The 13538-nt window shown below is 65.4% G+C and carries 13 protein-coding genes; 3 read left to right on the plus strand and 10 right to left on the minus strand.

From position 1 onward, the window contains the following. The first annotated feature begins 2 nt into the window (after positions 1-2). Positions 3-1040, plus strand: a complete 1038-nt coding sequence (gene fba, locus E1748_RS19320) for a class II fructose-bisphosphate aldolase (protein WP_133648763.1) — start codon at positions 3-5, stop codon at positions 1038-1040. A gap of 42 nt (positions 1041-1082) precedes the next feature. After that, entirely contained in the window at positions 1083-1799 is a 717-nt protein-coding gene (rpe, locus tag E1748_RS19325) for a ribulose-phosphate 3-epimerase (RefSeq protein WP_133648764.1), read from the plus strand. 10 nt (positions 1800-1809) lie between these two features. Here the strand turns inward: rpe and E1748_RS19330 are convergent, their stop codons facing one another. From E1748_RS19330 to E1748_RS19340, 3 genes are read right to left on the minus strand one after another with little or no spacing between them, the layout of a single operon-like run. Continuing rightward, positions 1810-3192: a DUF6513 domain-containing protein gene (locus tag E1748_RS19330; RefSeq protein ID WP_133648765.1), complete on the minus strand. Its 1383-nt coding sequence runs from the start codon at positions 3190-3192 to the stop codon at positions 1810-1812. Beyond that, positions 3171-3767, minus strand: a complete 597-nt coding sequence (locus E1748_RS19335) for a flavoprotein (RefSeq protein ID WP_133648766.1) — start codon at positions 3765-3767, stop codon at positions 3171-3173. Before E1748_RS19335 ends, E1748_RS19330 begins: the two co-directional genes overlap by 22 nt. A gap of 18 nt (positions 3768-3785) precedes the next feature. Beyond that, complete coding sequence (locus E1748_RS19340; protein ID WP_133648767.1) at positions 3786-5843, minus strand: sigma-54-dependent Fis family transcriptional regulator; 2058 nt, start codon at positions 5841-5843, stop codon at positions 3786-3788. 438 nt (positions 5844-6281) lie between these two features. Here E1748_RS19340 and E1748_RS19345 point away from each other — a divergent pair, with 438 nt between their 5' ends. Further along, entirely contained in the window at positions 6282-6794 is a 513-nt protein-coding gene (locus E1748_RS19345) for a dihydroneopterin aldolase (RefSeq protein WP_133648768.1), read from the plus strand. A 74-nt stretch (positions 6795-6868) separates the two neighbouring features. Here E1748_RS19345 and E1748_RS19350 read toward each other — a convergent pair whose 3' ends face one another. The 7 genes from E1748_RS19350 to E1748_RS19380 all read right to left on the minus strand — a co-directional run bounded on the left by E1748_RS19350 (position 6869) and on the right by E1748_RS19380 (position 13499). After that, complete coding sequence (locus E1748_RS19350) at positions 6869-7270, minus strand: hypothetical protein (protein ID WP_133648769.1); 402 nt, start codon at positions 7268-7270, stop codon at positions 6869-6871. Between the two features lie 291 nt (positions 7271-7561). Next, positions 7562-8071, minus strand: coding sequence for a formaldehyde-activating enzyme (gene fae / locus E1748_RS19355; RefSeq protein WP_133648770.1), 510 nt, complete (start codon positions 8069-8071; stop codon positions 7562-7564). A 109-nt stretch (positions 8072-8180) separates the two neighbouring features. Continuing rightward, complete coding sequence (locus E1748_RS19360; RefSeq protein ID WP_240766691.1) at positions 8181-9110, minus strand: triphosphoribosyl-dephospho-CoA synthase; 930 nt, start codon at positions 9108-9110, stop codon at positions 8181-8183. 16 nt (positions 9111-9126) lie between these two features. Continuing rightward, complete coding sequence (locus tag E1748_RS19365) at positions 9127-10131, minus strand: ATP-grasp domain-containing protein (RefSeq protein WP_133648772.1); 1005 nt, start codon at positions 10129-10131, stop codon at positions 9127-9129. Positions 10132-10294: 163 nt separating this feature from the next. Then, entirely contained in the window at positions 10295-11338 is a 1044-nt protein-coding gene (mch, locus tag E1748_RS19370; protein ID WP_133648773.1) for a methenyltetrahydromethanopterin cyclohydrolase, read from the minus strand. Beyond that, complete coding sequence (locus E1748_RS19375) at positions 11313-12545, minus strand: ATP-grasp domain-containing protein (RefSeq protein WP_133648774.1); 1233 nt, start codon at positions 12543-12545, stop codon at positions 11313-11315. Before E1748_RS19375 ends, mch begins: the two co-directional genes overlap by 26 nt. Before the next feature lie 27 nt (positions 12546-12572). Further along, the gene (locus E1748_RS19380; RefSeq protein ID WP_133648775.1) at positions 12573-13499 is read right to left on the minus strand and encodes an NAD(P)-dependent methylenetetrahydromethanopterin dehydrogenase; all 927 of its coding nucleotides are present in this window, start codon (positions 13497-13499) and stop codon (positions 12573-12575) included. Positions 13500-13538 lie beyond the last annotated feature (39 nt).

The following is a 13538-nucleotide window of genomic DNA, read 5'->3' on the forward strand; positions in this document are numbered from 1 at the left end:
AGATGGCCTTCATCGCACTGCGGCAGTTGCTCGATCACGCGGCCGAACACGGCTACGGCGTGCCGGCGTTCAACGTCAACAACATGGAGCAGATTCACGCCATCATGCGGGCTGCGGAGGCGACTGACAGTCCCGTGATCCTTCAAGCGTCGGCGGGGGCGCGCAAGTATGCGGGCGAGCCGTATCTGCGCCACCTCGTACTCGCGGCAGCCGAAGCGCATCCCGACATTCCGCTGGTCCTGCACCAGGACCACGGCGCGAGTCCGGCCGTGTGCCAGCAGGCAATCCGCTCCGGCTTCACGTCGGTGATGATGGACGGCTCGCTGCTGCCCGACCAGAAGACACCCGCTGCGTACGACTACAACGTCGACGTGAGCCGCCGCGTGGTCGAGGCTGCGCATGCGGTGGGCGTGTCGGTCGAAGGCGAGCTGGGGTGTCTGGGCTCGCTCGAAACCGGCACGGCGGGCGAAGAGGACGGTGTCGGCGCGGCGGGCAAACTGTCGCGCGACGATCTGCTGACCGATCCGCACGAAGCGCAGATTTTCGTCGAAGCTACCGGCGTCGATGCGCTGGCGATCGCGATCGGTACATCGCATGGCGCGTACAAGTTCAGCCGCGAGCCGACCGGCGACATTCTCGCGATCGATCGCATCGTCGAGATTCACGCTCGCATTCCGGACACGCATCTGGTGATGCACGGGTCGTCGTCGGTGCCGCAGGAATGGCTCGCGGTGATCCGCGAATACGGCGGAGAGATTCCGGTGACGTTCGGCGTGCCCGTCGACGAGATTCGTCGCGGCATCGCGCACGGCGTGCGCAAGGTCAACATCGATACCGACATCCGCCTCGCAATGAGCGGTGCGATGCGACAGTCGCTCGCGACCGCGCGCTCGGAGTTCGATCCGCGCGCCGCGTTGAAGGCGGCGACGGCGGCTGCGAGCTCGATCTGCGTCGAGCGCTTCGAGGCGTTCGGCTGCGCGGGGCACGCATCGCGGATCAAGCCGCTGCCGCTCGATGCGATGGCGCGCAGGTACCACTGAGCGTTATCACTGAACACGAACCACATTTGCGAGGAGATCCCCATGCGCGAATTCCTGATCGCCCCGTCGCTGCTGTCGGCGGACTTCGCGCGTCTCGCCGATGAGGTTCGCGACGTCACGACAGCCGGCGCGGACTGGATCCATCTGGACGTGATGGACAACCACTACGTGCCGAACCTGACCGTCGGGCCGCTGGTGTGCGCGGCATTGCGCCCACACGCGACGATTCCGCTCGACGTCCACCTGATGACGATGCCGGTCGATCCGCTCGTCACCGCATTCGCCGATGCCGGCGCGCATACGATCAGCTTCCATCCGGAAGCGTCGCTACATGTGCACCGGACGATTCAACTGATCCGTGCATGCGGTGTGCGTGCAGGGCTCGCGCTCAATCCGGCCACGCCGCTTACTGTGCTCGATCACGTGCTGGATCAACTGGACGTGGTGCTCGTGATGTCGGTGAATCCCGGTTTCGGCGGGCAGGCGTTCATTCCCGAAACGCTCGACAAGCTGCGTGCGTTGCGCCGTCGTGTCGATGCGGCGATCGAGCGTACCGGTCGGCCGTTGCTGATCGAAGTCGATGGTGGGGTGAAGGCGTCGAACATCGCGCAGATTGCGGAGGCGGGCGCTGACGTGTTCGTCGCGGGATCGGCGGTATTTGGAGCGGGTGGTGGAGGCGGCGTGGAGCGTTACAGGCAAAGCATAGGCAGTCTGCGCGAGGAACTCGAAAAAGCCGACGTTGCGGCCGCAGCGCAGTAATAAGCCAACGTCAGCGCTTTTTCTTCGTCGTGCCGGGTGCGCACCATGCGCTCAAATCTTCCTTGGGCCGCTCAACCGCGCAACCCCAGTCGAGCGGCTGGTCCTGATCGAAGCGCTTGCCCAGCCGCCACGCGATCTCCGCACGCGCAAGCTGCACGCCCATGTAAAACGCGTGGCCGCCGTCGTTGTCGAGTTTCAGTTCGGGGTAGAGCGCAAACGGATCGTCCGAACGATGATGGCCGTCGCGGTTGTACACGTGGACGCCGTCGGCGGCGACCTGCACGCGGAAATTTGGATCGCGCACGTCGCGCGCGAATTCGTCGATTTCCTCTGCACTGTACGGAAACGGCCGTTTCGCATGGACCGTCGCGAGCGCGCCGCTGATGCCCTTCGGCAGAACCTGCGCTTCGCGCGCTGCGTGCATCATCCGGCGCGCGACATCGGCTTCGCGCACCGCGCGCCGCGCATGCAGGCTCACCGACGTGGTCAGCACCGCGCCGATGCGCAGTTCTGCCGCAATGCCGAGCAACACCGCGTTGATGCCGCTCGTGTCGGCCTCGGTCAGTTCGGTGACGTTGCCGATGCCCATCATGATCGCAATGTCCGGATAGCGTTCGCGCAATCGCACGTAACGCGCGATCGACGTCGCGAGTCCGAACGGAATCGGATCGAGAATCGGGTCTGCGTAGAACGCGCGGTTGCGTGCGACAAGCTTTTCGATCGCGGCATCGAGCGATGCGGGATCGCCCGGTTCGCGCGCGACGAGAATCGGCGTGGCAGGCACTTCGTCGGCGATCCACAGCGTGTCGAGATTCAGGCTCATCAGATAGTCGGCGCCTGCGCGGCCGCCGCGCAGCAGTTCGTCGGTCAGCATCGAATCGACGCTGACGCGAAAACCTTCGGCCTTCAGCGCGCGCACGGCGTCTTCGAGATGTGGAAACGGCGTCTCCGGCAGACAGCCGACGTCGATCACGTCCGCGCCCTGGCGCGCATGTTCGCGCGCACGCGCAACGATGCCGCCGACATCGAGACGCGGCGCATCGACGATCTCCGCGAAAATCTCCGTGTCGTAGCGCGACAGATCCACCGGATGCGCTTCGCGACCGAAGAACTGCGGCAGATCCTTCACTTCCTCGGGACCGCGTTCGACCGGCACGCCGTAATGACGGCTCAACGCATCGAGATCGCCGCGACAACGGCCCGGCACGATCACCCGCTGCACAGCGAGCGGTGCATTCACGCGACGGCCGATCATATCGGCGGTCATCAATGCGGCGACCTGCAGGCCGATTTCGCGCACTTCCCAACTGAACGGCGTGGGTGCCATGCTGTCCAGCACGCGTCGCAGGCTTTTTTCGGCGAGCCGGCCCGTCAGGAAGAGGATGTGGTCCATGCGAGATCGAGCGTCGACAGCCGTTGATCGAGCGCCGCTTTCAGTTCGTCCAGCGAGCGCGCGAGCGTCGTGTGATCGAAACGCGCGAGGCGTTCGACGTTATCGAGTTCGATCGCCCGCGGACGCAGCTCGACCCATTCGTCGGGGCTTTGCGTGATCACGGTCGGTTCCGTGTCGCATGCAAAGACGATGCCCGGGATGCACTGCTTGCCGGCTTGCGCGAACATGTTGGTTGGCAGCGTATCGGAGATGCCGAACGCGCATTTGGCGACGGTGTTGCTCGTGGCCGGTGCGATCACGACCGTGTGAAACGCGCCCTGGTACAGCATGCCGACCGGCACGCCGCTCGCGCTGTTGTCGCGGAACACGCGGAAGTGCTTGCGCAGTTCGTCGAGCGGCCAGCCGTACAACGGCAGCACTTCTTCGGCAGCGGCAGATAGAAACAGGTCGGCGCGCGGCAACTGCCGCGCAAGCGCAATCGATTCTTCGAGCATGTGACCGGAGCCGGTCACGCACCACGCGAAGCGCGCGTCCGGCTTGAAGTCGTCGAGACGACGCGCGGGTACGTGGATCATGCGTGAATCGCGCGTGAACTAAGCGTCGATGCCGATGGGCGCCGAGCCGTCGTGCGACAGCCGGATGTGCAGCCGGCGCATCTTCCGGTACAGCGTGTTGCGGCTGATGCCGAGCGCCTTCGCGACGTTGCTGACGTTCCAGCGATGTTCGGCGAGCAGCGACAGCACCGTCTCGCGCTCGTTCAGCTGGATCGCGTTGAGCATCGAGATGTCGGCTTCGTCGGCGGCCTGCGGGTGCGGGTCGAGATCCGCAGTCGCGAGACGCAGCGCGGTCGGCATGTCGAGATGCGGCGTGCGCTGCGTGATTTCGATCGGCAGATCTTCGCGGCGAATCGGCTCGCCGTCCGACAACGCGATCGCCATCTGCAGCACGTGGCGCAACTGACGGATGTTGCCGGGCCACGAATAGGTAAGCAGCGCGTGTTCCGCTTCGGCGGTGAGCGCGGGCGGATCGTCGGTCTCGCTCTCCAGCAGATGATGAATCAACGCGAGTTTATCGACCCGTTCGCTGAGCGGCGGCAGATTCAGTTCGACGCCCTTTAACCGGTAATACAGATCCTCGCGGAACAGGCCGCTGTGCACGAGTTCGAGCAGGTTGCGGTGGCTCGCGCTGATCAACTGGAAGTTCACCTTGACGGTAGTTTCCGCGCCGAGCGGCGTGACCTCGTGTTCCTCGATCACACGCAGCAGCCGCGCCTGCAACGCGAGCGGCATGTCGCCGATCTCGTCGAGAAACAGTGTGCCGCTGTTCGCCTGCACGATCTTGCCGCGTCGGCCTTCGCGCTGCGCACCCGTGAACGCACCCGCGCGATAACCGAACAGTTCGCTCTCGATCAGATTTTCCGGCAGCGATGCGCAATTCACCGGCACGAACGGACCGCCTGCATGCGGGCTGATGCTGTGCAGCGCCTGCGCGAACACTTCCTTGCCGGTGCCGGTTTGTCCGCGCAGCACGATCGGAATCCTGCGCTGGATCACGCGTGCGCCGAGTTGAATCTGCGAGGCCATCCGTGGGTCGCCGAATTCGAGGTGCGCGATTTCGTCGAGACGTGGCGCGGGTGTGCTGCGACGCTCGGCCGGGGGATTACTGTTGCCGCTGTTACGCGACGTGGGATCGGTGACGAGCATTCGCGTCGCGCGGCCGGCGCTGTTCTGCGGCGTCTGCGCGACGAGGAAAAAGCGGTTGGTCGCGTTCGCGCTATACACGGTGACCGGATGAAACGAGCCGCGAATGCTGCGCGCGATCATGTCTTCGAGCGACGCGTTGAACGCTTCCTCGATGCGCTTGCCGCGCAGTTCGCCGAGTGTGCGGAAACCGAGCTGGAACAGCGCGCTGCGATTCGCCGCGAGCACGGTGCTGTCGTCGCCGACCGCGAGCTTGCCACCGTGCAGCGTGCCGACGAATTCCGGGCGGCTGTGAAAATGGATCATGTTCGCGTGCCGGTAACGCGAGTCGAGCAGACGGTTTTCGATCATCTGCCGCGACATGCCGACCAGCACCAGCGAGTGCTGTTGCAGCAGTTTCGAACGGCTCGTCACGTCGAGCACGCCGGCGATCTCGCCTCTGTCATCGAAGATCGGCGCGGCGGTGCAGGTGAGCGATGTATAGCGCGGATAGAAATGTTCGTGCTGGCAGACGGCGATGCAATCGCGTTCGGCGAGGCACGTACCCATGCCGTTCGTGCCGGCTTCGCGTTCGCTCCACAGTGCACCGACGCGAAAGCCGTCGGCGGCGACCTCTTCGGCGAACGGCACCGACGACACCTGATGCACGATCGCGCCGCCCGAATCGACGAGCACGACCGCGAGTTCGGGGTCGGCGAGCTGTTGATACAGCGTGGTCATCTCGAGCTTCGAGCACGCGATCAGATCGCCGAGTGCTTCGCGGCGTGCGTTGAGTTCGTATTCGGTGAGGACAGGAGGGACAACGAAACGCGATGGGTCCAGCTGGAACTCGTTCATGCAGCGCGCCCATGACTGGACGACGGAATCGCTGGTAGGGCGCGTCGCCAGTTGATGATTGACGACGTTCAACACCTCTCGGACGTGCATACTCGAATCAGCGAGCAACGACATGGGGTTCGTCTCCGTTGCGACACCTCGGACGTGCATGACATGCGCAATCCATCTGGCATGACTCGCGCCACGAGCATCGCTTTATCGATAATGTTTCCCCGCGCGCGCTGCGACGTTCTCGGCCCCGCATGCGCATTCGGCACTCGACCCGCGTGCCGTTTTTATCCATCCGCCTGTACTAACCAGTGCATCTACATGACCATTTAAAACTTTACGCCCGATGTCGGTTTGGTTCAAGAGAAAGTCGCATTCTGTCAGGCACTGCGCGCGATTTTTGCTTTTCTCTTCTTAATGCGTTTTCCTCTGCGATTTTCGCGGGGAGGGCGCAAAGACTGTTGCAGTGTCGGTACAGGTTGTTGCGTACCGTCCGTGCTGTCCCGTTGCATTGTCCTAAATGTTCTATTACCTGTCCCTTGCCGCACTGCGGCGGAGCCCACCATGGACCGTATCGATACCGTTCGTCTGACCCGCTCCTTCAGTCTTCGCGACGATGCCGCCGCTGCGTCGTTTACCGCTGCACCGCGCGAGCGGATGGACATCGTGTTCATCGAGGACTTCACGGGCCTGACCGTGATCGGCATCGACGCAAACGAACTGCACGAGCCGCAGCCGGTGCGGATGAATCTCGCGATCGGCGTGCCGTCGCTGCGCGCCTGCACGACCGACCGCATCGAGGATACGATCAATTACGCGGCCGTGCGCGACGCGCTGCATGCGCTGCTCGCCACGCATCGTCTGCAACTGCTCGAAGCGCTCGCCGAAGCGGTCGCACAACTGCTGATCGCCGACTTCGGCGCGCACTGGGTACGCGTTTCGCTCGCGAAGCCCGCTAAATTCGACGACGTCGCCGCGGTCGGCGTACAGATCGAACGGCAGCGTGACGACGTGCTCGCGTCCGATGCGTATGCGGCGAGCTATGCGTCGCTCGGCGAAGGGCTCGTGCCGAACTGATTCTTTTTACTCTTGACGGCGTGAAGCGCAGTGTGTGCGCTTCATCGCGGGTCACTTAACTTCGTCACTTCGCTTCATTTCGCTGCAGCCGTTTTCTGCGAGCCGAGTCCGCAAGAGTGATACGCGGCCGTTTGCAGTGCGACGAACTTCTTCGTCTGCGCTTTCGCGTGATCGACGCGAAACTCCGCGCCGCCTTCGCCACCCAGCGACGCGTACTTCGAGAACGTCGATTCGTCGACGAAATCGTCGTACGGGAGCGCAGTCGCCATCTTGTCGATCACGCACGAGCATTTGTAGACGTTCGCGAAGTCGTGTCCGTTGTCGTCCATACAGCCCAGCACGTATTCGACGCGACCTTGCGTCGGATAGTTGTAGCCGCCCGCCGGCGCCTGCGGCGTAGCGTCGTCCGCCCATGCGAGCGGCGCAGCGAGCGCCAGACAGGCGCAGGCCAGCAGCGCGCGACATCGTATGCTCATTTCAGGCCTCTCTCGAAAGCGTTCAGGTTGCCCGGCATGTCGTTACTACATTCAAACCGTTCGGACGTGCAGCGCGTGCGCGAACGGGCGAGACCATGCCGTGGCTCGCCCGTCGTCGCGTGAAGCGGTTTGCGGTTAACGCGTGCTGCAATGGCTCGCCGTTACGGCTCGCCGTCACGATTCACCATCACGTCTCACCGTTATGGCTACACGTCACAGATCGTCGATGCGGTTTGCCTTCACAGCACATCGCTAATGCCAGACGTCACATCTTGCGATCACCGCTCGCCATCAATTCGGCGCGAACGGATGCGCCACAGTGCCTTTCTTCGCGACCACCTCCGCCGCACTCGGCTCGCCATTGACAGCGCGCTTGATCGCTTCGCGCGTCGCCTGGTAGTTGTACTGCTGGATCTTCTTGTCGTCGTCCGCCTGCCAGTGGATGAAGACGCCGACGCACAGGAACAGATCGTCTGCCTCGTCCTTCGGAATCGTGCCGTCCTCGACGCTGTCCGCAACCGCGAGCGCGACTGCATGTTGCGCGGGGCCGAACATCTGCACCGCCTGTTTCGCACCCTTGATCGTCACCTTGTTGAAGAGGATCGTGTTCGGTTTGGTCAGCAGATTCGGCGCGACGACCGCAAGCAGCGACGTGAAGCCGTCCTTGTTGTTGGTGAGCGCGTTGCAGAACGCGGTTTCTGCAGCCGAACCTCGCGGTCCGATCAGCAAGTCGATGTGTGCGACTTCGTTGCCGTCGCCGACCAGCGACTCTCCTATCAGGACGCGATTGATCTTGGCCATGCTGTTCCTCCGATGTGTGGGTAGGGTCCTGCTGACTCGCCATTGCCCGCGACGATCCTGATCCGCGATCGCTGCGGCGGCGCATCGATGCGCGGTGGCTGCGGTGGTACTAACTAACAGGTTCCGTGCCAGTTGTGCCGGCAGCGTCGGTGCGGCCGTTTCGCGCGACGTCGAGACAGCGCGCGACGAACAGCGTCGCGACCGTCAGGTCCGCGCTGGTGCCCGGATTGATCGCGTGTGCCTTGAGATCGGCGTCCCACGCATCGAGCGGCGCGGCAGCGGTTTCGACCGGGGAAGCCGCGAACGCCCGCAGCCATTGCGCGTGGTGCGCGCGTGCCGCAAGCGTGACACTCTGCGCCAGCGCCTCGCCGTGCTTGCGCACAATGTGAGAGTCGGGCCAGCCGCCGAGAAACGTCAGGAACACGTGCAGCGTGACGACCGACGGCGCCTTCGACGGCGCGGCGCGCACCGCAGCAAGTCCGGAGTCGAACACGTCCGCGAAGCCGTTCGCGTACTGCCGCGCGATGCTGTCGCGCGCGGCGGCCAGCGTCATCGCGTCGCGCAGGCCCACGGTGGGTGCCGCATGGACCGATTGTTCGGGCGCGTCGCCGAGGCCGCCTGGATTCGCGAGCGCGATCGCGCGATACGCAACGCGTGAATCGTCGAGCGAAAGGCGCGCGAGCACGCGTTCGACTGCGGTGTGCCAGCGATCGGCGGTCAGCGGCGCGGCGAGATGGTCGAGCGCGGTGGCCAGCGGCGCGGCCAGCAGCACGATGCCGAGATTCGTGTTGCAACCGACCGTTTCGCGCGTGCGCGTCACCGCGTCGAGAATGCGTGCGCCGACCGACGCATCGCGCGCCGTCAGCGGATCGGCGGCGGCGCAGGCGCTCGCGACGAACTGCACCGCGGACATTCCGTGCCCCGGGCTGCGTGCGCTGACGTTACCGGGTTTCGGCGTATCGACGTCGAGCCGGCAGGCGTCGATGAAGGCTGCGCGGATCGTGGCGGGCGAGAGCGCACCGTGCGGGTCATGTGGCACGTGTATTTCGCGCTCGTCACGCATGGCGGCCCGGCAGCGCGACGACGGCCGGTTCACCTGCATGCGCGGCGAGCTTGCGATCCAGCAGATCGTCGGCGAGTGCCGCCGCGATATCGAGCGATGTAACCGATTGCAGTCCACGCCATGCGGCGACTCCGTTGACTTCGAGCACCAGCGGCCGTGTCGCGTCGTCCGGATCGGGGATCAGATCGACGCCTGCGTAGTCGAGACCCAACGCCTGCGTCGCGCGCACGGCGGTTTGTGCGAGCGGCGCGTCGAGTTCTACCGCCTCGCAGACGGCTCCCTGCGCGAAGTTGTGAATCCAGCCCTTGCCGCCGACGCGCCGCATCGCCGCGACCGCGCGACCGCCGATCACCAGCACGCGCCAGTCGAAGCCAGAGCGTCCAGGCCGCGTACCGTCGACGTAGCGCTGCAGATAGGCGACCTTGTTATACGGCGCAGCAAGCGACGGCAACGGCGTCAGCGTGCCGCCACGCGCGCGGCTCGCGCCGAGCCGCTTGAGCCCATGCCCCTGCGAACCGAACAGCGGCTTCAGCACGACCTGGCGTCCGGTGGCCGCTTCGCGCATCAGCACGCGCTGCGCGAACGCGACCGATTCGCCGGCCCACGTCGCGGGTGTCGGGACACCGTGACGATGCAGCAGAAAACTGGTCATCGATTTGTCGACGCTGCGCTCGATCGCGCGCGCATCGTTGTAGACCGGCACGCCCGATTCGCGCAGCGCGTGCAGGATGCCGAGACGCAACGTCACCTGTTCGAACGTGCCGCCGGCGATGCCGCGCACGAACACCGCATCCGGCAGCGTGTGGCCGAAGCCAGGCAGCACGAGCCCGTGCGGTTGCCAAGTCGTGTCGATCCGGCAGTCGGCGAGATCGATGCAGCGTGCGTCCGCGCCGCGCGCGCGGAAAGCTTTTTTCAGGCGTCCGGTGTGCCAGCCGGTTTCGTCGGTCATGATCGCGATGCGCAGGCCGGCGTCGGATGGCAACGGCGTCATGCTCATGATGTCCGACACCGTATGGTGACGATCGCGATGCGCAGGCCAGCATCGGACGGCAAAGGCGTCGTGCTGATGATTTCAAACGCCCTGTGCGCCGGCAGGCTTCGTCGGTGACGCATCGCGATGCGTGGGCCTGCATGTCGGCCGCTGAACCGAAGGCGCGTGTTCATGATGCAGCAGCGGCCTGGCCGCCCCATTGCTCCTGCAGCAGCGCCGCATCGATCTGGCCGCCGCGATACGTCGCGCCGCTTTCGAGGCTCGCGACCCAGACCTCGGCAGGCGCGAACAGCGCGGGATCGATCTGGTAGAAGTCATAGTTGAACGACGTGAAGATGTCCGCGAACGGGCGTCCATAGTCGCGCGAACCCGACGCGGGCAGTTCGGCTGCGAGCCGCTGCGCGACCGCGTCGTGCTTCACGATCAGATGCACGCGGCCGCCGTACAGGATGGCGTCGTTGGTGCGGCCCATCGCCTGAATGCCGTCGGGCGCGGGCGGCGGCAGCGGCGCGCAACCCGATCCTTCGACCACTTCGTCCAGTTCGACGCCCAGCACATGCGTCTTGTGCAACGCGACTTCGACGACGCGCGCGACCACCTGTGCCGTTCCCGCGACAGAGTGTGTCGGCGTGACGACGAGCGTCAGCCGTTCGGGCGCGAGGCCGCAGTCGCGCAGCACCTTATCGATGATGATCTGCGGCGGCAGCCGGTCTACTTCGAGCACCAGCACGCCGCGATCGTGATGGTCGTGGTAAGCCAGCTCAGCGAACAGCGGTTCTTTCACTGCAAGCGCACGCGCGGGCCCGGAGCCCAGCGAGAAAAACTTCTTGCCGCCGGTCTGCTCCTTCGTCGCGGACAGGCTCCAGCCGGCGTACTGACTACCGAGGCACGCGAGCACCGGCGACGACGTGTGCACATCGAGCATCGTCGGCCACAGCGGAGCGGCGTCGAAGTTCATCCGCTGCGCGACGCGGCCTAGACCGCCCATGCAGATGCGCGCGATCAGCACGCCGGCCTCGACGCTGCCCGGCGCCTCGACGCCCGCATCGACGATCACGGTGCCTCCATCGGTGCGGCTGACGGCGACGCGCAGACGCGCGGCATCGTCGACGAGCCGCGCGACGAGCCGTTCGCTGAGCGCATTGACGCTCAGTGTCGTCGCGACGGAGGAGAGCGGCCCGGAGGCCTCAGGCGGGGCAGGAGTGGGAGGCATGATTGGCTTCGTGATTAATCTTGAGACAGGTTTCGATGCGTTGCAGGACGACTACACGTTGCCGTTCGAGCGCCCGCCGCACCGCATCCGGTGATGCAGCGCAGACGAACAGCGTGCAGACCGGTTGTCCGGCTTCGATCGGTGTGCCGGGCATCGGCACGTCGCGGCAATGCGGATCGCGCAGACACGCGTCGCTGAACGCCTGCGATGCGGTGAACGATGCCGGTGCGAACAGCACCTGCTGGCCCGCGCATCCGCTGTGTTCGATGCGGTGCTCAGGGGGCGGCAGGCGGCCGTAGCGGCACGCATCGAGATGACACGCGAGCAGGCCGCGCGGCCACATGCGAGGCGACGCGGCTTCGTACAGCGCCATCGTCGCGGACGGGCGCGCGTTGATCTCGAGTAGTTCGAACGCGTCGCCGTCGAGCAGGAAGTCGCAGCTATTGATACCGGTCAGGCCCGCGTGCGCACACAGCATCGCGATCGCATCGCGCACGCGCGTGGCAACCGTCGGCGGCACGTCGATCGGGCCGATCGAGCCTGCGTGTACGAAGTGCAGATCGCCGATCTCGCACGTCAGTTGTTCAGCAAAACCGATGACATGCGCCTGGCCGCGCGCGGCGACGAACAGCGCCGACAGTGGACGGCCTGGACTGAACCGCTGGAAGTAAGTGTCGGCGGACGAAGCTGCATCGTCGGACTCGCGAGCCTTATCGACGTGCACGACGTGCATCCCGCCGCAGCCGGTCGCGCGTTTTCGCAGCCAGCCATGCGGTTCGGTGGGACGCACGAACGACACATCCGGATGCGGCACACCCAGCGTATCGAGAAGCGGAAAGAAGCGTCGCGGGTCGCGCACTGTGGCTTCCGCATCGGCGTCGTTGCCGAGGAACACCGGCAGTCCCGGCACACCACGCAGTGCCGCAACATGCGATTCGAGTCCGCTGCCACCGATCCAGCCAACAAGACGCGGCAGCCGCGCGACGCGTTCGAGCGCGCGGACGAGCTTCGCCGGATCGATCAACAGCCCTGCGCCACCGATGTCAAACCACACGTCGGAGGCCGCACGCGTATCGCGGTCGCCGAACAGATCGAGCGCGGCGACGCGCAGTCCCGCACGCACCGCCGACTGCGCGAGCATCCGCGCGGACAGTCCGGCGACCGCGACGAACGGCGCATGCGGCAGCGAAGCAGGGCGCGCGGTCATGATGTCAGCGAGAAAGCACAGCGACGCTCAGCCCAGACCCGCAGCAACTTCGCGGGCCTCGTCGAACGCCTCCGGAAAGCCGAGGTAGACCGGCTTGCCGCCGGTGCGCATCCGCATGAACAGCCGGTGCTCGACCTGGTACTTGACGTTGCCGATCGCGAGCGCACCGATGCCGATTGCACCCGCGTTCGGCACGCCTTCGATCGGTTTGCCGTCGTTCATCACGTTGACGCCCGCGATGCCTTCGGGCGGCACGGCGTTGACGTCGGCGGCGATCAGCAGATGCTTCGCGTACGCGAGGTCGGCAGCGCTGACCACCTGGACGCCCGCGATCGCGGTCGCGAGCACGATCTCCGCTTCGCCGAGCGCATGCCGCAATTCTTTGGATGTCGATGTGCCGACCGCGTGCGTGACGATGCCGAAGCGCCGGTTGACGTCGTCGCTGACGTGCTGCGCGCGGCCGAGATCCGAGTGGCTCGCGATCGCGACGTCCGCGCCGCGCGACGCGGCCATCGCCGCCGCGATGCGTCCCACCGCCCCGGTGCCGCCGAGGATCAGCACGCGCTTGCCGCCGAGTTCGACGCCGTGTTCCTTGACCAGATGCCGCTCGACCAGCGCAACCAGCGCGGCGGCCGTCGTGTACGAGCCGCTCGGATCGGCGAACACCGAGACCTCGAACGGCGGGACCATCGCCTTGCGCGCGATGTCGAGCATGTCGGCGGCGAGCATCACGTCGCGTCCGCCGATAAAGATGCCGGTGCGCGACACGCCCTTCGGCCCGCGCGAAAAGATTGCGTCCTGCGTGAGATTCGCGACCATCCCGGTCTCGACGTTGCAGTACGGAACGATCACCTGATAGCCGGCGTCGGCGGCCATGTTGACGTCGAATGGACTCATCTGCGGCGTCGCAGTGAGCATGTGCAGGATGTAGGGCCTTTCAAGGGTTTCGGACATGGCGGGCGGCTCGTTTCAGTGGCGATCTCGTGGCGGTGC

Source organism: Paraburkholderia flava (genome assembly GCF_004359985.1).
GTDB lineage: Bacteria > Pseudomonadota > Gammaproteobacteria > Burkholderiales > Burkholderiaceae > Paraburkholderia > Paraburkholderia flava.